This is a genomic window from Rhizobium sp. P1_E6 (assembly GCF_056405875.1).
This window is the reverse complement of the sequence record NZ_JBFUBG010000060.1, coordinates 1-18,613: the sequence shown is the minus strand read 5'-3', so window position 1 is coordinate 18,613 and position 18,613 is coordinate 1. Positions and strand designations below refer to the sequence as shown.

The 18,613-nt window shown below is 59.9% G+C and carries 15 protein-coding genes; 8 read left to right on the top strand and 7 right to left on the bottom strand.

Annotation, left to right across the window (positions count from 1 at the left end):
• Positions 1–15: 15 nt before the first annotated feature.
• From AC1D35_RS23700 to AC1D35_RS23685, 4 genes are all read right to left on the bottom strand, one after another.
• Complete coding sequence (locus tag AC1D35_RS23700) at positions 16–1,254, bottom strand: ROK family transcriptional regulator (RefSeq protein ID WP_113312069.1); 1,239 nt, start codon at positions 1,252–1,254, stop codon at positions 16–18.
• Between the two features lie 41 nt (positions 1,255–1,295).
• The gene (locus tag AC1D35_RS23695) at positions 1,296–2,138 is read right to left on the bottom strand and encodes a carbohydrate ABC transporter permease (RefSeq protein WP_113312068.1); all 843 of its coding nucleotides are present in this window, start codon (positions 2,136–2,138) and stop codon (positions 1,296–1,298) included.
• Positions 2,135–3,064, bottom strand: a complete 930-nt coding sequence (locus AC1D35_RS23690; protein WP_113299501.1) for a carbohydrate ABC transporter permease — start codon at positions 3,062–3,064, stop codon at positions 2,135–2,137. The genes AC1D35_RS23695 and AC1D35_RS23690 overlap by 4 nt, the downstream gene beginning before the upstream one ends.
• 68 nt (positions 3,065–3,132) lie before the next feature.
• A complete protein-coding gene (locus AC1D35_RS23685; protein ID WP_477940281.1) occupies positions 3,133–4,431 on the bottom strand; it encodes an extracellular solute-binding protein in 1,299 nt (432 codons plus the stop codon).
• A gap of 277 nt (positions 4,432–4,708) precedes the next feature.
• Between AC1D35_RS23685 and AC1D35_RS23680 the strand changes: the two genes are divergently transcribed.
• The gene (locus tag AC1D35_RS23680) at positions 4,709–5,755 is read left to right on the top strand and encodes a Gfo/Idh/MocA family protein (RefSeq protein ID WP_477940280.1); all 1,047 of its coding nucleotides are present in this window, start codon (positions 4,709–4,711) and stop codon (positions 5,753–5,755) included.
• Between the two features lie 16 nt (positions 5,756–5,771).
• Here the strand turns inward: AC1D35_RS23680 and AC1D35_RS23675 are convergent, their stop codons facing one another.
• Positions 5,772–6,908, bottom strand: a complete 1,137-nt coding sequence (locus AC1D35_RS23675; RefSeq protein WP_477940278.1) for an ROK family transcriptional regulator — start codon at positions 6,906–6,908, stop codon at positions 5,772–5,774.
• 213 nt (positions 6,909–7,121) lie between these two features.
• On the opposite strand from AC1D35_RS23675, the gene AC1D35_RS23670 reads away from it, so the two are divergent.
• The 7 genes from AC1D35_RS23670 (at position 7,122) to AC1D35_RS23640 (ending at position 16,842) form a co-directional block, all read left to right on the top strand.
• Positions 7,122–10,148, top strand: coding sequence for an alpha-mannosidase (locus tag AC1D35_RS23670; RefSeq protein ID WP_477940276.1), 3,027 nt, complete (start codon positions 7,122–7,124; stop codon positions 10,146–10,148).
• A 249-nt stretch (positions 10,149–10,397) separates the two neighbouring features.
• The gene (gene tkt / locus AC1D35_RS23665; protein WP_113508028.1) at positions 10,398–12,428 is read left to right on the top strand and encodes a transketolase; all 2,031 of its coding nucleotides are present in this window, start codon (positions 10,398–10,400) and stop codon (positions 12,426–12,428) included.
• Between the two features lie 621 nt (positions 12,429–13,049).
• A complete protein-coding gene (gene flgD, locus AC1D35_RS23660; protein ID WP_477940273.1) occupies positions 13,050–13,484 on the top strand; it encodes a flagellar hook assembly protein FlgD in 435 nt (144 codons plus the stop codon).
• Positions 13,485–13,802: 318 nt separating this feature from the next.
• Entirely contained in the window at positions 13,803–14,384 is a 582-nt protein-coding gene (locus tag AC1D35_RS23655) for a TetR/AcrR family transcriptional regulator (RefSeq protein ID WP_477940271.1), read from the top strand.
• Positions 14,385–14,505: 121 nt separating this feature from the next.
• A complete protein-coding gene (locus AC1D35_RS23650; protein WP_477836889.1) occupies positions 14,506–15,108 on the top strand; it encodes a hypothetical protein in 603 nt (200 codons plus the stop codon).
• A gap of 103 nt (positions 15,109–15,211) precedes the next feature.
• Positions 15,212–16,066 carry a cytochrome b/b6 domain-containing protein gene (locus AC1D35_RS23645; RefSeq protein WP_477940270.1) on the top strand — a complete coding sequence of 285 codons (855 nt, stop codon included), beginning with the start codon at positions 15,212–15,214 and terminating at the stop codon, positions 16,064–16,066.
• Positions 16,063–16,842: a molybdopterin-binding protein gene (locus AC1D35_RS23640; protein ID WP_477940269.1), complete on the top strand. Its 780-nt coding sequence runs from the start codon at positions 16,063–16,065 to the stop codon at positions 16,840–16,842. Before AC1D35_RS23645 ends, AC1D35_RS23640 begins: the two co-directional genes overlap by 4 nt.
• 77 nt (positions 16,843–16,919) lie before the next feature.
• On the opposite strand, the gene AC1D35_RS23635 is transcribed toward AC1D35_RS23640, so the two are convergent.
• Positions 16,920–17,948 (bottom strand): zinc transporter ZntB, encoded by a 1,029-nt coding sequence (locus AC1D35_RS23635; protein WP_113312059.1) that lies wholly within the window; start codon positions 17,946–17,948, stop codon positions 16,920–16,922.
• A gap of 305 nt (positions 17,949–18,253) precedes the next feature.
• A partial coding sequence (locus AC1D35_RS23630) for an ABC transporter ATP-binding protein (protein WP_477940267.1) occupies positions 18,254–18,613 on the bottom strand: 360 nt, incomplete at its 5' end.

Here is an 18,613-nt window from a genome sequence, read left to right as displayed (position 1 = left end):
GCCTTGCCGGCTGTTTCAATTGTTCAGGCGATCCATGAATTTGAGGGGCGAACGGGTGCGTTGCACTGCGTCGGCAGATGCCAGCATCAGGGCTGCACCCATCGGCATCGCTGCCGCACCGAGCGCCGAAGCATCCTCGCCGATCGAGGCACGATGCAGTGAGGGCAACGTGGTGTCTCCGGCCGTCAGATGTTCGTGAACGTAACGCAGCAACTCGTCGATCATGCGGATCGGCAGTCGGCCGCCGATGATGATGGCGTCGGGATCGACGATCATGCCGATATGCTTGACCGCAACTGCAAGATGCGCGCTCATTTCCTTCAGCCACGTCGACACCAGAGCTTTGCCGCGTGCATCAAGTGCCAGGAGGTCTTGAGGCAGGCTTGCATGGACGCCGTGCTCGCCAAGAAACTTGTAGAGGAAAAACATCGTCACCATCTCGCCGAGAAGATCGACTTTCGGCGCTTCCTTGTCCCGATCATCGGCAATCGGCAGCCAACCGATTTCGCCGCTCAGCGCCATGGCGCCACGATGGCCGTTGCCATCGAGCACAAGGCCTCCGCCCAGGCAGGCATTGATGGCGATATAAAAGAAGCTGCGGCTTTCCGCCCCGAGGCCGTAGTCGAGCTCTGCAAGCGCTGCGGCATTGGTCTCATTTTCGATGAAGACCGGATGCTGCGTCAGGCTTTCGAGTGCTGCGCGCACGTCGAATTCCATCCATTCCGAATAGTCGTCGGGCATGCCAAGGAAGGGGATCTCTCCGAGCCAGTCCGGCATGGCAAGACCGATGCCGGCCAGATGCGCGTCGTCGATCAGGCGGCTTCGCTGGAAATGCGATATCGCGTCAGCCGTTAGCTGCATGAATTCGGCCGGGCGCACATAGCGTTTTTCGTGGTGCACGCGGGCGCGTACGTTGCCGACGGCATCGACGGCGACAATCGTCAGGTGATCGCGATCGATGTTGATGCCGATCGCGAAGAAGGCGTCGGGATTGATCTCGAGCTCGATTGCCGGTTGGCCCCGTAGTCCATGCCGACGGCGGGCTTCGATGATCAGGCCCTCGTCGAGCAGGCGATCAACGATCCGGGCGATCGCCGGTTTCGTAAAACCGGTCTGTCGGGCGATCTCGGCGCGCGAAATTGGTGCCTGCCGATGGATGCAACGCAGCACGACGGCTCTGTTGTGCTCGCCCGCGTCCTCGACATTGGCCCCCGTCAGGTCGGGAGACAGCCTGGCGCCGGTCGTTTGGTTCATGGGTCGAAATCCTCTGTCAGCCACGGATACGCAAACCGGTCTTACCCCTTCACCGCGCCGCTGGTCATGGCGCCGAGGATCAGCCGCTGGAGCGACAGGAACGCCACGATCGCCGGCACGACGGAGATCAGGCAGGCGGCCGCGAGCAGCTGGATGGACGAGTCGGTCTGCATGCCACGGAAGTTAAAGATCCCGACGCCGATCGGCATCAGATTGTTTTGCGTGAGCAGAAGAAAAGGCACGAGGAATTGCGACCACCCCGCAATTACGGTGATGATGAAGACGGAAGCGATGCCAGGCGCCGAAAGTGGCAAGACGATCCGCCAAAACACCGAAAACCGGTTGCATCCGTCGATCATTGCCGCCTCGTCGAGACTGCGCGGAATGCTGTCTACTGTGCTTTTCAACAGCCACGTCGCGAGCGGTACGCCGAGAGCGATGTAGACCATCGTGACCGCAAAATGCGTGTCGAGCAGGCCGAGACGGTTCATGTAGCGGTAGAGCGGCACCATGATGACCAACGGTGAGATCATCTGGAACAGAAGAAGCCCCATCATCGACAGGCCCTTGCCCCTGAATTGGAAGCGGGAAAATGCGTAAGCTGCGGGCAAGGCGACGATCAGGACGCCGAAACCGCTGAAGGCTGCGAGCTTCAGGCCGTTCCACAGATAGATCGGGAAGTAGCTGTTGTTGAGGACGGTAACGAAATTGTCGATGGTCGGATTGTGCGGGATGTAGCGCGCTACGCCGCGATAGATTTCGCGTCTGTCACGCAAGGCCATCGACAGGAGATAGGAGAGGGGACCGGCGAAGAAGACGAACATCGCCAGCATGAAAAGGTAGCTCAGGAAGTCGCCGAAGCGTGTGCCGGTGCGCCTGCTCATTGCTCTTCCTCCTTCGGCAGGAACGATGCGTAAACAAAGGCAAGTCCGAGGCTGATTATCAGCATCAGTACGGAGAGCACACTCCCGCCGGAAAGGTCGTAATTGCGGAAGACAATATTGAACACATAGAGCGAGATGACCTCGGTGGCGCGCCCGGGTCCGCCGCCCGTCAGCGTGATGATCGCGTCGAAGGTGTTGAGCGTCATGATGGTTATGAGGATCATGTTGACGAGCATGGCCGCGCGCAACTGGGGAAGGGTGATGAAGAGGAATTGTTGTGAGCCCGTTGCGCCGTCGACATCGGCCGCTTCATAGAGCGAGGGGTCGATCGCTTTGAGGGCGGCGTACATGACGACCATCGAGAAGGCCGTGCCGCGCCAGATATTTGAGATCAGCGCCGACCATGGGGCGATCGCGGGATCGGAAAGCCACGCGACAACAGGCAGGTGCATGAGCCGCAAGATGCTGTTCAGCGCGCCATAGGGGGCTTCGGAAAACAGCATCTGCCAGATGATGCCGCCCGCAATGCCCGGCACGACCCAGGCGATGAGTGCGGTGGTGCGCAGGATGGTCGTGCCGAACAGGCCGCGCTTTTCGCCTCTGATGACGACGACGGCAACGGCAAGACCCAGTATCTGCTGGCCGATGACGCTGCCGCCGACGAAGATCAGGGTTGCCCACATGATGTCGGGCAGCTGTGGCGAAGTCAGCGCGTTCGTAATCGTGCCAAGCGTATAGACCGGATTGTCACCGATCAGCGTTGCGTTGGTGAACGACAGACGGAACACGTCGATGACAGGGTAGAGATAGAAGATGCCGATGACGATGATCACGGGCATGATCCAGGGCAATGGTGCCCCGGCAAAACGGCGCATGAACGATCTGCTGTGAGGCGGGCTGGCAACCTCGATGGCAATGGGGCTCATTGGGCTTCTCTGTCCGGGTTTGACACGACCGGCGACGCCCGTCACGGGCGTCGCCGCGATCTCAATCGTTAGAGACGCTTGTAAGCCTCCATCGTCGCGTTGAACGCGGCGTCCAGAGCCTCATCCGGCTTCTTGGTCCCGGAGAGCACGTCGCCCATCATGATCTGGATCTGGTTGGAGATTTCCGGATAGATCGGGGCGCCTGGACGGGCCTGACCGTTGACGAGAGCCCCGGCAAAAGTCTTGTTGGCTTCGGTCGCGAAGACATCATATTTGTCGAAGAGCGACTTGCGCGTCGGCAGCTGCTGCTGCAGCGCGTTTGCCGGTCCCATATAGACTTCGCGGGCAAGGTTGGCGCACATCTCCACCTTGTCCTTGTCCTTGCTGAACGAGGCGATCGTCCATCCGCCGGTACCCGTGGAGCGCTGATCGGCGGTCGGGCCGGGGATCGGCGAGAAGGTCCAGTTCTTGAACTCTTCCTCGTCGAGCGTGACCTTCAGCTGGGCATATTGCCAGTTGCCGCCGATGAAGAGCGCGGTGGTTCCGGCCGCCGCGGCGGCGTTCAGGTCGTCATAGTTGCCGATGGTTGTCACGCGCTTCGGCGCTGCACCGGAATCGACGAGGTCCTTGTAGTAGTTCAGGGCTTTGAGGAATTTCTCCTTGTTTTCGCCCTCACCGAAGACCGGCTTGCCGGAATCGTCGACGAGTTTTCCGCCGAGCGCCCAGTAGTTCGCCAGCCAGTCGAAGGTGGACCCCTCGTAGCGACCGGCGTTGAAGAGGATACCTTCCATGCCCTGCTCAACGGAGGAAAGCCCGGCCTTTTTCAGATCGTCCCAGGTCTGCGGTGCATCGGCAACGATGGACTTGTTGCGATAGAGCACGCGAAGGTCCGTATCCCACCACCACGCACGGATCGTCTGATCCTTGTCGGTGATGCCGCTGCGGATGAAGGGGAACAGATCGGCGACCTCTTCCTTGGAGAAGTAAGGCGTGAAGTCGGCGAGCACATGGTTGACCATGAACTGCGAGAGCACGAAGGAATCGACTGCGGCGCAATCCGGAGCATTGCCGGCCTTGGCCTGCTCCAGCATCTTGGCCTGTTCGGTGCCAATGTCGGCCGACATGAACTGCATCTGCAGTTTCCAGTCGGGATGCTTCTTGATGAAATCGACGAAGAGTTTCTGATAGCCGTCGGCAATTGCCGGATCGGCGTTGTTGGGACTGTCGTTCGTGAGCCGGACGACCAGGGTTTTCGGCGCATCGGCAGCGCCGATCCTGTCCTTTGTCGCGAGCTCCTGGGCAAATACCGTAGGCACTGAAAATAACATTGTGCTCAGCGCTAATGCGCTGATGAACGCTCTCTTCATGATGGGTCTCCTCCCCATTTTAAACGGATACAGCCTGGTGGTCGGTTGACCTCTCCTCATTTCCATGCTGCATTAATTAGATTAAGTTACTTTGATTTGATGTCAAGCCGCAGCTTGGGAGGATTAAGATGCCGGCGACATTCAACACCAGTTAGCGGACCGCAGCCGCATTTCCAGATCACAGAACTCCGAGCCGTTGCGGCCGTCCGCGATGGCGCAGGCGAGGTTTTGTCTCGGCTACGTGAGGTGGCTGACCCCGATATCTATGGAGGAGAAGATGCGCTTACTCATTCTCGGCACTGGTGGAATGGCCAACCAGCACGCTGCAAATTTCAAGGCGATCGACGGCGTCAGCGTCGTGGGCGGCGTCGATGTCGTGCCCGAGCGGCTGGCGGCCTTTTGTTCGGAACACGGCATTCCCAACCATTTCAGCACGCTGGAGGAGGCCCTTGCCTGGGGCGAGTTCGATGCCGTTGCCAACGTCACGCCCGACCGCATCCACCACCCGACAACGCTTCAAGCGATTGCGGCGGGCAAGCATGTGTTTTGCGAAAAACCGCTGGCGACCGACGCCATCAAGGCGATGGAAATGACCGATGCCATCGAGAAAGCCGGCAAGGTCGGCATGGTCAACTTCACCTATCGCAATTCGCCCGCCTTGCAGACGGGCCGGCAGATGGTGCTTGCCGGTGAGATCGGAGAGGTCAGGCATGTCGAGGCATCGCATCTGCAGAGCTGGCTTGTCGGGCGCCATTGGGGCGACTGGAAGAGCGAGAGCAAATGGCTGTGGCGCCTCAGCAAGAAGCACGGGTCGAACGGCGCGCTCGGCGATATCGGCATCCATATTGTAGATTTCGCGTCCTACGGTTCGGGTCTCGACGTCGCCCACGTCTTCGCGCGGCTGAAAACCTTCAACAAGGCGCCGGACGACAGGATCGGCGAATATGATCTCGATGCGAATGACAGTTTTACCATGAACGTCGACTTCACGACCGGTGCAATCGGCACCATCCAGGCGACCCGAACCGCTGCTGGTCAGATGGATCAGTTGCGTCTCAGGGTCTATGGCGAGACCGGTTCGATCGAGATGATCTACGATACCGGAAAGTCGACGCTTCGCGCCTGCCTCGGCGAAGATGTTCATACCGCAACATGGCGCGACATTCCCTTCGATCCGGTGGAGACAAATTACCAGCGGTTCGTGCAGGCCGTCCGGTCGGGTAGAACCCAGGAACCTTCGTTCCGTAGAGCGGCGAATATCCAGAAGGTGCTCGACAAGGCGCTAGCTTCGGATATCAGCCACACGGACGAGGCACTTGCCTGATCCGACAAACCGGACGTCAGGCGGAAATCGGAGGCAGCAAGGCGTGGAGGAAAGGCAATAATGCCGCCCCCAGCGCCACGCCGCCGCCGCTGAAGCTTGCCGGCTTCATCGGTGAAATCCACGGCGTCAGGAAGGGCCGTTTGGATGTGTCGCGGCGTTCGACGGAGAGCTGGTGGATCAGTGCCTCGATAACGCTTCGTGGCAGATCGCTGCCAATCATGATGACGCCGGGAGCAATGAAGCCGGCCATCRCTATAATCGGGTCGAGCAGGTGGCTTGCGGCATCGCGGATCCACTGCGTCAACTGAGGGGAGGAGGGTTCCTCACCCGCAATAAGGCGCTCGAATTCGTCATCGCTGACCAGCGCACGCAGGGCAGCGAAGCCGACTACGGTGTTCAGGCGGACATTGTCGGGGCCGGTCAGCATCTCGCCGATACTGCCCGCGCGTCCATGCATGCCTGAATAAGGAATGCCGCGAACGAGGAAGCCGGCCTGGACATCATCGTCGATGATGATCATTGCCAGTCCGCCTTCGGGGGCAGGCGCGCCGATGGTGCGCTCGGCTAGCAGGCTTGCAGTGCACTCGTTCTCCACATGGCTACGGGCAAGCGTCGATGCTGCGTCGAGCTCATCGCTTTCCTCTGCGCTCCAGTCGTTTGCCCCGATCCCCAAGCCGATAATCGGCAGGCCCGCATGTCTGCCGATGATGGCTTGGGTGGCGGAAAGGATTGAAGGGACTCTCGTCGTTGAGGTGAGGGGAAAGTATTCGCGATCATGAACTTGGCCGCTGAGATCGATAAGGACGGCTTCGCCCCGGTTACGGCGAACCCTGACACCGATCGAAAACGCACCATCCGGCCGCAGGGCGAATTCGGTAGCGGTTGCGCTATTGCCGGCGCCATTGCGACGGTGCGACGTCACCAATCCCCCATCACTGAGGCGGCGCAGAATGTTGGTAATTCCTGGCCCGGTGAGGCCGGAATGCTGGCCGAGTTCCATACGGGTCAACGGACCGTGCCGGCGGATCGCCTCCAGAATGACGCGGATATTTCTGTCGGCGATTTCCCCTGATCGCAGACCAATTGTTTTTCCCCGCGAAACGGCCGTTTCTTCTGTCTGACGTCGCCGCGGCCCGGATCGAAGATACCGCATAACCGTCTTCCCTAAGCACCTGAATGCTTGTGTATCACACGCAAAACCCTCGCAACTTATTTTCTTGTGCGCTTGACGTGAAAACAAAGTTACTTAATCTAAGGCTAGCCACGCGCCTCGGTTGGAGGAGACGGGATGCGGTGCTTGCGGCCTGTTTGGCGCGACATGTTTTCTCCCCGCTCGTCAGTTGCCGATATTTCCATAGGACCCGCCATGTCTCTCACCATTGCCCAACGCCTCGATCGTCTGAAGGTGCGTACAGCCGAGCTTGCTCACTGGCGCGACAGGCAAAGCGTCGTGATCGACGGCTGGACCTTTAACGGCGAGCCGATCGCCCATCATCAGGACTGGCCGAACAGCAAGGGAACGGTTCATTTTTCGGCTTCCGCTACAGCGCCGCGCGACTGGCCAATCGATGAGGTTCGCCTGCAGCTCGATCTCGGCGGTGAGAGCTTGATCACGTTGCGCTATCCGGGCGGCCAGACCGAGACGTTCGGACTTGACCCCTATCATCAGGAATTCTCGATCAAAGGCAGGGAGTTCTCGATCACCACTGACAGCGTTGCACGCTTTCCCTTTGGAGAGCCGAACAGGACGCCGAAGCTGAACAAAGCGCGGCTGATCTGGCTGGACGAGCCGGTCCACAAACTGCACCTCCTGTTACGGCAAATCGGCGAGGCTGCTGACGTACTCGAAAGCCATGAGGTCGTGCCGCACCTGCTCGATGTGGCCGAACAGGCGCTGCGCAGCCTCGACTGGCCTTCGGACACGTCAGCCTATATTTCGCGCACATCCGGTGCAGTGATGCAGCAGAAGATCTGGGAATTGCCAGAGCTTGAGGCAAACCCGGCCGGCCTTAATGAAGCGCAGAGTGCTTCGGTGGGCGCCGCCTATGGTCAGCTGATCGCACGACTGAAGGAGCTGCAGAAGCGTTTTCCGCCGAACGGCGAACTGCTGCTGACCGRTCATGCCCATATCGACCTCGCCTGGCTTTGGCCCTATGGCGAGACGCGCCGGAAGATGCGCCGCACCTTCAGCACCGCGCTCTCGCTGATGGAGCGGTCGGACGACTTCCGCTTCAATCAATCGACCGCTCATTATTATGCGCAGATGGAGGAGGATGATCCCGAACTTCTCGAGCGGATCAAGACGAAGGTCGCCGAGGGCAAGTGGGAAACTGTCGGCGGCATGTGGGTTGAACCCGACACCAACATGCCGACCGGTGAAAGCCTTGCACGGCAGGTGCTTTATGGGCAGCGCTATTTCGAGAAACACTTCGGCTTGCGCCACACGGTCTGCTGGCTGCCGGACTGCTTCGGCTTTTCGGGTGCCTTGCCGCAGATCCTGCAGCTTGGAGGCATCGACAGCTTCTTCACGATCAAGGTGAACTGGAGCGAGAGCAATCATATTCCGTCCGACCTTTTCTGGTGGAAAGGGCTGGATGGAAGCAAGGTCCTGACCCATACGTTCGACAATCCCATGCAGGGCTATAATGGTTTCGTGCGGCCAGATTGCTTCGTGCCGACCTGGAAGAATTTCCGCGGCAAGACGCAGCACGACACGTCGCTGCTGGCGGTCGGCTACGGGGATGGCGGCGGTGGTGTTACCCCGGAGATGGTGGAACGCGAAGTACAACTGCGTGACTTTCCGGCAATCCCCAAAGCGCGCTGGGGTACGGTGAAGGGCTTTTACGAAGAGGCCCACCGGACTGCAGCGGAAAAGGAGCTTCCAGTCTGGGATGGCGAGATCTATCTCGAACTCCACCGCGCGACGCTGACGACGCAAAGCGGCGTCAAGCGCAAGCACCGCCAGGCCGAACGAGCGCTGATCACGGCGGAAACGCTCGCTTCGCTCGCCCATCTGCTGGGTGCTGCCAAACCGCAAAGCCTGGAAGCGGATTGGCGCGTCGTCCTCAAGAACGAATTTCACGATATTCTGCCGGGTTCGAGCATCCGCGAAGTCTATATCGATGCCGAACAGGAACTCGACGGCGCCATCGGCAATGCCAAGGCGGAGCAGGCCAAGGCTTTGAAGGCGCTATCGGCCCAGCTTCCGGCAGGCGGGGTGGCGGATGCGCTGGTTGCCGTCAATCCTTCGCTCGCACCGCGGCCACTGACTGCTCGGCTGTCCGATGGAACGGTCGTGTCATCTGCCGATCCCGTCGCACCTCTTTCCGTCGCGGTCTTTGACCGCAAGGCATTGAAGCCCGCCGGTACGCTGAAAGCCGGCGCGCACAGCCTCGAAAACGAGCATCTGTCTGTCGTGATTGGCAAGGATGGCGCCGTTTCGAGCCTTGTTCACAAGGCAACCGGCAGGGAAGCGATCGAGGGTGCCGCAAACCAGCTCTGGGTCTATCCGGCCGACAAGCCGCGCAACTGGGATGCCTGGGACGTCGATGCCGACTATGCCGAAAAGGCCGTCCGCCTCGACAAGCCTGAAAGCATCACCCTTGTTGAGCAGGGGGCACATCGTGCGGCGATCCGTGTCGTTTACCGGTACCGAGCTTCGACGGTCAGGCAGCTTTACGTGCTGACGGCCAACGCGTGCAGGCTCGATATCGAGACGACGATCGATTGGCATGACCGTCGCACACTGCTGAGGACGCTGAACCCGGTCGCCGTGCGCTCACGCACTGCCACCTTCGAATGCGCTTATGGCATCGTCGAGCGCCAGACGCACACGAACACTTCCTGGGAACAGGCAATGTTCGAGGCTGCCGCTCATCGGTTTGTCGATATCAGCGAACCGGGCTTTGGTGTCGCTTTGCTCAACAATGCCAAATACGGCCACAGTGCGCGCGGCAATGTCATCGGCATGAGCCTCGTGCGCTCGCCGATCTATCCCGATCCGCTTGCCGACGAAGGCGAGCAGAGCTTCACCTATGCGCTGCTGCCGCATGCAGGCGCCTGGCATGAAGGGGGTGTTCTGGAGGAGGCGATCGATCTCAATCAGCCGCTCGTGACCATCGAGGCGAGCGGTCTTGCGGCGGGCACGCTGTCACCGCTGGGTGTAGAGGGCACACCAGTCGCCTTTTCGGGGCTGAAACCGGCGGAGGAGGGAGACGGCCTTATCCTGCGGCTCTACGAGCCGGCAGGCAGGCGCGGTCGCCTGAAACTCGCCTTGCCGGCAGGGTGGCAGGCTTCCGGGGCTCTGAACATCCTCGAAGAGCCGATCAAACGTGCCGGACCTGCCGACATCATGCCATTTGAAATCCGGACCTGGCGGCTGCAGCAAGGTTAGCCGCATCCGTATCCGGCATATTATCGCTGTGCATCTCGAACCCGTTGTCGATCGCTTGGAACTCGATCGCGCGCATAGCGGGACCGGGACGCATAGCGCCTGTCTCAACGGGAGCTCGGAAACGGCCGTGGCGGCGATGTAATCCTTGGATGAGACGTTTCGGTCAAAGTTTCAACATGTCGCAGTAGCCCGGTCCACGTCGGGCCCTATGTTTCGGCGTGTCCTTCACCAGTTCCCGAGGAAACGATCATGACGGAATCCCCTAAGTCAGTACCGGCGCCTCGCGACCGGCATCTGCGCGACATGGCCAATTGCATCCGGTTTCTCTCGATGGACGCCGTCGAGAAGGCCAAGAGCGGGCATCCCGGCATGCCGATGGGCATGGCCGACATTGCCACCGTGCTCTTTTCCGATTTTCTGCATTTCGATGCAGAAGACCCCTACTGGTTCGATCGGGATCGTTTCCTGATCTCCAACGGGCACGGCTCGATGCTGCTCTACAGCCTGCTTTACCTGACCGGCTACCGGGATATGACGATCGAGGAAATCAAGAACTTCCGGCAGGTCGGCAGTAGGACGGCGGGGCATCCGGAATATCATCATGCCACGGGCATTGAGACGACCACGGGTCCGCTCGGACAGGGCATTGCCAATTCCGTCGGTTTCGCACTTGCCGAGCGCATCATGAACGCCAGGTTCGGTGACGATCTTTCAAACCACCATACCTATGTCTTCCTCGGCGACGGATGCCTCATGGAGGGCATCAGCCAGGAGGCTATATCGCTCGCCGGCCATTTGAAGCTCGGCAAGCTGATTGCGTTCTGGGACAACAATTCGATATCGATCGACGGCGCGACAAGTCTTGCGGAATCCGACGATCAACCGGCGCGGTTCCGCGCGTCGAACTGGCATGTCCAGGAAATCGACGGACACGATACCGACGCCATCCGAAACGCGATCGTCGAAGCGCAGCGGGTCACCGATCGCCCATCGCTGATCGCCTGCAAAACCATCATCGGTTTCGGCTTTCCCACCCGCGCCGGCACGCAGAAGGCCCATAGTGATGCTCCGGGCGAAGAGGAAATTGCCGGCGCCCGCAAGCTTCTCGGCTGGACTGCGCCACCCTTCGAGATCCCATCCGACCTTCTGGAAGCCTGGCGAAAGATCGGCGCGAAGGGACGCAACGCCCGAATGGCCTGGGCTGTTCGGGTCCAGACGGCGAAGGACGATGTTCGCCGGAACTTCGAGCGCCGTATGAAAGGGGAGCTGCCTGCCGACTGGACGAAAGCGATAGAGGCAGCAAAACAGGAGCTTCTGTCTGCTGACAAGGACCTTGCCACCAGACAAGCGAGCGGGATTGTTCTCAACCACCTTGCCGAAGCCCTCCCTGAGCTCATCGGCGGATCGGCGGACCTGACACCGTCGAACAACACGCGCGCCAAGTCCATGGTCGACATCGAACCCGGCAAGTATAATGGATCCTACGTCCACTACGGTGTGCGTGAACACGGCATGGCTGCGGCCATCAACGGTATCGCCCTTCATGGTGGGCTGATCCCCTATGGCGGCACCTTTCTGACCTTCTCTGATTATGCCCGACCGTCCATCCGGTTGGCGGCGATGATGGAGGTGCGTTCGATCTTCGTGATGACGCATGACTCGATCGGTCTCGGTGAGGACGGCCCAACCCATCAGCCGGTCGAACATCTGACCGCCCTGCGTGCTATCCCGGGTCTTGCCGTGTTCCGCCCGGGTGATCCGATCGAGACGGCCGAATGCTGGCAGGCCATTCTCGACGCCCCGCGGCAGGCAGCCCTGATCGCGCTGTCCCGCCAGCCCATGCCGCTTCTGAGAAAGGAACCGGGCTCTCTCAACCTGTCGGCAAAGGGCGGATACGTCCTACTTGAGGCCGTGGGCGGCGCTCGAGAGCTGACGATCATGTCGACCGGATCGGAATTGCATCTCGCCGTCGAGGCGAGGACGAGGCTCCAGGCGGAAGGCATTCCAACCGCGGTCGTCTCCATGCCGTGCCGCCTGTTGTTCGAGGCGCAGACGTCAGACTATAGGCGTGAGGTTCTTGGAGAAGGAACCGCACGGGTGGCTGTCGAAGCGGCCGTCCAGGATAGCTGGGACAGATATCTCGGGCTCGACGGACGGTTCGTGGGCATGCACAGCTTCGGTGCGTCGGGAAAGATCGACGACGTTTACAAGAAGTTCGGCATCACGACCGACGCAGTTGTGAAAGCCGCCCAAGGGGCACTGGGTCTTCGCCGTCGRTGAGTGGTTGGCGGACGCAGCCGGCTTGTCGTCCCCGACGGCTCGTGGCGGACGCGCCTGAAAATGTCGATTCCCTGGGCTGATCGGCTAGCCCAAACATTATGCGCGAGCAGGCATGTGGTGCGATTTCGCCAAGGACTCGAGGAGCACGATCCGACGGAAGACATGGCGAGAGATGCTTCGACAGCTTCTGGTTAGGGTCGCTCGTCGCTGGCGGTTCGGCATCGACTTCAAGATCGGATCGATGTCGTCTGGAACGACGAAGATCCGATCGCCCATGCGATGACATCATTGATATTGCGCGTTCTCTTATACGGTCGGGCAGCTGATGGGCCGGCCGTGTCGGACGTTGCCTGCCCATTGTGAGCACGGCGTGAAAGCGGAGCACCGGGCAGTCAGCACCATTTCTCACACGTTGACACCAAACCTACTAGAAGGTAGATTATTGTGCGCTTCTCTGACGCATCATCCGAAGCACTGGCGCGTCGTTCATTTGCGCCAACCAACTGAGCCTATCCAACACTATCTCATGCCGAAGACGCTTTTCAGGCTACCTACTAGTAGGTAATGATCGTAAACTGGAAGGCCGTTTTAAGCCTTAACCCCAAACAACCGAGGTCGACTATGACGACAAATCCTCTCACAGGCGTCGGCTCCTCTCTGGCGGGTAGCACGGCTACCGCCCAGCAGAAGGCGATGGTGAATTATGACGACTTTTTGCAGCTTCTGATCGCGCAACTGAAGAACCAGGATCCGACCGACCCCGTGGATGCCAGCGAACAACTGGCGCAGCTCGCCAGTTTCTCGCAGGTCGAGCAGACGATCCAGACGAATCAGAAGCTGGATGCCCTGCTGGCGGGCTCCAACCTTGCCCAGGCCGGCAGCTATATCGGCAGCTACATCGAAAGCGCAGACGGTACGGTCAAAGGTACGATTGCTTCCGTCAAAATCTACAGCGACGGAATCATAGCCACGACGACGGAGGGCGGGAAGATTCTCGTCCAGCCGGGTGTCAGCCTCTCGCAGCCAAGCGGCAGTAGCGCTGCAGCCATCGAATGATCCTGACTATCATCGACGTTTTTTGCACCCCGAGAAAGAATATGTCGGGCAAGCCCTTGAGGGATTGCCCGATAGATCTGCGAAATTAATCGTTGAACGGTCGCTTCCGGTAAAAACATAGGAGCCTTTCTCATCGGGCGCCTCCTCCTCGAGCAGATAGCCAAGGTCGCGGGAGATCACCAGCCAGCCATGCTTGTTACCGTGATCGATGCGGCTATAGCGGCTCTCTGCCGCCGTTCATCAGCTTTGGAGCACCTTTCGGAATTAGGAAGGAATACGCAGTTGACGATCTTCCTACTAGAAGGTAGATGCAGGCGTATGAGCAATCTTTCGAATACCTATGACGAGATCCTGAACAGTGCGGAAAAGCTGATCGTGTCAGGTGGCTATAACGGGTTCAGCTACGCCGACATCGCTGCGGTTGTCGGGATCCGCAAGGCCAGCATCCATCATCATTTTCCAAGCAAGGCCGATCTGGCGCGTGCTCTTGTCGCCCGCTACCGCGCAAACGCCGTGACTGGCTTGGCCGAGGTCGAAAGTAAGTTTAGCGATCCGCTTGAGCTGCTGAAGACCTATGCCGGTTTTTGGGCTCAATGCATCGGGGACGCAAGCCGTCCGTTTTGTGTCTGCGCGCTTCTTGCAAGCGAGCTGCCGGCCCTTCCTCCGGAGGTCGCGGTCGAAGTGCGCGCCTATTTCCAACATCTTTCAGGATGGCTGACATCGGTCATCGAGCGTGGTGACCAGCAAGGAGCCCTGGTGATCTCGTGCCCGGCGCGCGTAGAGGCAGAGGCTTTCATGGCCACCGTTCACGGTGCCATGCTGTCGGCCCGAGCCTATGGAACGCCTGCTGTCTTTGAGCTGATTCTTGAGCCAAGTCTTCRGCGGCTGCGGCCGCGGTGATCTAATTCCCGGCGACCGGGCGGCGCGTCGACGGGGAACATGCGTGGCAAAACAGCGCCGCAGAAACTACCAACTAGTAGGTAAGGAACCTCAAATGTTGCGCGGACTTCTTCCAGTAATCATGGTCGCCGGCTTGGTTGGCGTTCCAGCAACGCTTGTTTCGCCGGTCTCTGCCCAGGCCGAAGACAAAAAGGCCGAACTCAACATCCGGGGCAGTGTCGTCAACTTCACCGATGCTACCTTGAAGGTGAAGACGCGCGAGGGAGAAACCGTTGACGTCGCTCTTGCCGACGGCTGGCAGGTCGCCAGTGTCGCTAACGCGAAGGTCTCCGACATCCAGCCCGGAGACTATGTGGGCATCGCCTCCCTGCCGAAGGAGCAGGGTGGAGACGGCGCTCTTGAAGTTCTGATCTTTCCGCCTGCACTCAGGGGAGCCGGCGAGGGAAGCTTCGGCTGGGACCTCAAGCCCAACAGCAGCATGACCAATGCTACCGTCGCCGATGCGGTCAAGGACGTCGACGGCCGGACCGTTACCGTGTCCTACCACGGCAAGGAAAAGAAGATCTCCATTCCGGACGGTACTCCGGTCGTGACTATCGCCCCAGCAACCAAGGACGACCTGGTCGCAGGAGCAGTCGTGTTTATCCCGGCCGAGAAGGCTTCGAGCGGGACAGTCGCGCATCGCGTTATCGTTGGCAAGAATGGCGTGGTGCCCCCCATGTGAGCCACGTCGCCGCCGGTCAGCTTCCGCCCCATTGGCCGACCGGCGGCTTCCAGCTGTTCATCGCAAATACGCAACAATTCAGCCCGACCGGAGGGCCGCATCCATGAGCGACAGTCCCGACAACGACAATATGCAGTATCCCCGGACGCTAATGATCCATCGTCATTCCCTGGTCACGCGGCTGACGCATTGGCTGAACGTGATCTGTCTGAGCGTCCTGCTCTTGAGCGGATTGCAGATTTTCAACGCTCATCCCGAACTTTACTGGGGGCACTATGGTGCAGACGGGGATCCATCTGTACTGACGATCGGCTCGAGCGGACAGGGCGACGATACGCGTGGTTTCGTCCGGATCGCTGGTGTCGAGGTGCCGACGACCGGTATCCTGGGCGTCTCGACCTTTGAGGGAGAGCCGACGCCGCGGGCGTTTCCGGCCTGGGCGACCATCCCGTCGTTTCAGGATCTCGCAACCGGCCGCCGCTGGCACTTCTTCTTTGCCTGGCTATTTCTCGTCAACGGCATTTTCTACCTCGGCTTCAGCGTCCTGAGCGGTCATTTTCGACGTGACGTTGCCCCGGGGCGCAGAGACCTTTCCCCGCGTCATCTGTGGCACGAAATCCGTGACCATGCCCGTCTGCGCTTCCCGGAAGGGGAACAAGCGAAGCGCTACAACGCGCTTCAAAAGCTCACCTACCTCGCCGTGATCGTCATTCTGCTGCCGACGATGTTGCTGACCGGCCTGACAATGTCCCCCGGCTTTGATGCCATCGTGCCGACCTTGGTGGACATTTTCGGYGGGCGCCAGTCGGCGCGCACGATCCACTTCATGACCGCAACGCTTCTCGTGCTCTTCGTGTTCGTGCATGTGGCGATGGTCGTACTGTCGGGAACCTGGAACAATATGCGCTCAATGATCACGGGTCGCTATGCCATCAGAGAGAAAGGTCCACATACATGACCAGCAACTTCTTGACCCGCAGGCGTTTTCTGATCGGCAGTACGCTCGGCGTCTCCGCACTCGCGCTCGCCGGCTGCGACATACTGGACCAAAATGCGGCTATGGGCAGTGTTATCCGCTCTGCCGAAAATCTGACGATGAAGGCACAAAGGCTGCTGCAGGGACGCGATGCTCTCGCCCGCGAGTTTGCCGAGACGGACATTTCTCCGACTTTCAGGGTGAACGGCACGAGCGCGCCAGATGGCGAGGACTATACCGAGTTCGCCGAAGGCAATTTCGCGAACTGGCGATTGAAGATCGACGGTCTCGTCGACCGGCCCCAGGAATTTTCCCTCATTGACCTTAAGACGCGTCCGGCGCGCACTCAGATCACCCGTCACGACTGCGTCGAGGGGTGGAGCGCGATCGGGAAATGGACCGGCGTTCCGCTTGGTTCTGTCTTGAACTCGGTAGGGCTCAGACCKAACGCACGATTTGCGGTCTTCCACTGTGGGGACGAGTTGGAGAAGACACTTGATGGAAGTGGCCGCTACTATGAGAGCATCGACCTCATCGACGCGTTCCATCCGCAGACCATCCTCGCTTATCAGATGAACGGAAAGGATTTGGCCGTCGGACAYGGAGCGCCATTGCGTCTGCGCGTCGAACGACAACTCGGCTACAAGCAGGCCAAGTACATCATGCGCATTGAGATCGTCGACAGTTTTGCCGGCTTGTGGGGCGGCAATGGTGGCTTCTGGGAGGACCGCGGCTACGAGTGGTATGCCGGGATCTGAGCGATCCGAACTCAGCCTGGACACAAGGAGAGCGAAGCCGGTCGAAAGGTCGGCTCTGGAACTTTGCCTTCACCCACTCAAAGCCAGTTAATCCGCTTGAGGACCATCAGCGTCGCAACCGACGTGACCGCGACGAAGGCAACGATAATGACGAAAGCCCAGGTATCGTTGACACCAGGGATGCCGCCGACATTCATGCCGAAAAGACCAGCCACCACGCTCGGCGGCAGTAGCAGGGCGGCGAGTGCGGCGAGTCGGTTGGAGTTGCGGGCAATCCGCTCGCTGATGACCGTGGACAGGTCGTCATGAAGAATGCCGGTCCGGTCGCGGATGGCGTCGAGATATTCGATGAAGCGCATCAGCTTGTCGATGACCTCGCGGAAACGCAGCTTGTCACGCTCCTTCAGCCACGGCGCATCGTCGTGTTCGATACGGTTCAAGGCGTCGCGCTGAGGGGCAAGATAGCGTCGAAGTTGAACGGAGCGGCGACGAAGCTGCTTCAGCCGCTCGCGAACTTCGCTGGCTTCGCCGTGAAAGATCAGCTCGTCCAGCTCGTCGACCTCTTCGTCCATCGTGTCAAGCACAGGCTCCAGGTCGCGGACCAGCTTTTCGCTGACGAGAGCGAGCAGTTCCCCCGTCTGTTTGGGGCCTTTGCCTTTGTCCAGGGCAAGGCGGATATCGCGCAAGGCGGTTATATAATGGCCGCTGTCGCGTAGGGTCACGAGCCTGCGCTCGTCGGCCCATACATGCAGGGGGACGAGATCGATTTCGGCCGGCCCGGCTTTTGCTTCTTCGGGCGGCGCAGCACAGACGCCGCGAAGAATAATCAGCAGTCCGTCGTCGATGTTTTCGACGCGCGGGCGCGATTCCTCCTGCAGCAGGGCGTCGGCAACCAGAGGATCGAATCCGCCTCTCGTTGTGACCCATTCGGCAGCCGCCGGATGGTCACGCTCGAAATGCAGCCAGACGACGCCGTCATCCGGCGTCCATCGGCGCACCGCCTCCATATCTAGGGTGCGACAACCGCCGCTTCCGTCAAGAAGCACGGCGAAACGCAAACCCGGCTCGGCGCCGTAACTTGCAACGCTCGCGACCTGCTCGTGCATGACGAATCTCCTTCCGCCAAGTCAACCTCCCGTAAGCCTACATCAATAGCTTAGCGAGTCGCTGCCATGCGGCAAGACGATCAATGCAGCGGTGCCCTGAGAACAGGGCCGCCGGCATCATGAAATCCCGGGATGATCGGACTTATGCGATCTCTTGGGCGATCAGAGTATCGGGCTCAGACTTGGATTCGAAATGAGGGGGCCGACATGCCACCTTGATAGCCCTTGACCCCAAAACTCGGCCACTTCCGCTGAAGCTCCTACGGTTGCCCTTTTCACGTCGTCGCGTACCGCAAATTCCCGCACTATCCGGCGCGGCGCGTGGGTTGGTAGCCCCTGCTGCCGTCGAGAAGCGTGCGCGTATAGGGATGTTCAACATTTCCGCTGAGCAAAGCGTCTCTCGAGGCGATTTCCACGAACATACCGCCCTGCATGACGGCGACCCGATTACAGAGATGAGCAATCACAGCCATGTCGTGGCTGACCAGAATGTAGGTCAGCTTTTCCCTTTCGCGCAGGTCCTTCAGCAAATTGAGGATCTCGGCCTGGATGGAGACGTCGAGTGCGGATGTCGGCTCGTCGAGGAGAAGCACGCTGGACTTGAGGATCAATGCGCGGGCGATTGCAACGCGCTGGCGCTGCCCCCCCGACGCTGCCCCCCCGAC

What these genes read in the sequence shown, in the direction of transcription:
- AC1D35_RS23650 (WP_477836889.1), top strand. Translation starts at nt 14,506, where the DNA reads ATGGTCGCCGGCTTGGTTGGCGTTCCAGCAACGCTTGTTTCGCCGGTC.
- flgD (WP_477940273.1), top strand. Translation starts at nt 13,050, where the DNA reads ATGACGACAAATCCTCTCACAGGCGTCGGCTCCTCTCTGGCGGGTAGC.
- AC1D35_RS23685 (WP_477940281.1), bottom strand. Translation starts at nt 4,431, where the DNA reads ATGAAGAGAGCGTTCATCAGCGCATTAGCGCTGAGCACAATGTTATTT.
- AC1D35_RS23680 (WP_477940280.1), top strand. Translation starts at nt 4,709, where the DNA reads ATGCGCTTACTCATTCTCGGCACTGGTGGAATGGCCAACCAGCACGCT.
- AC1D35_RS23695 (WP_113312068.1), bottom strand. Translation starts at nt 2,138, where the DNA reads ATGAGCAGGCGCACCGGCACACGCTTCGGCGACTTCCTGAGCTACCTT.
- AC1D35_RS23700 (WP_113312069.1), bottom strand. Translation starts at nt 1,254, where the DNA reads ATGAACCAAACGACCGGCGCCAGGCTGTCTCCCGACCTGACGGGGGCC.
- AC1D35_RS23635 (WP_113312059.1), bottom strand. Translation starts at nt 17,948, where the DNA reads ATGCACGAGCAGGTCGCGAGCGTTGCAAGTTACGGCGCCGAGCCGGGT.
- AC1D35_RS23690 (WP_113299501.1), bottom strand. Translation starts at nt 3,064, where the DNA reads ATGAGCCCCATTGCCATCGAGGTTGCCAGCCCGCCTCACAGCAGATCG.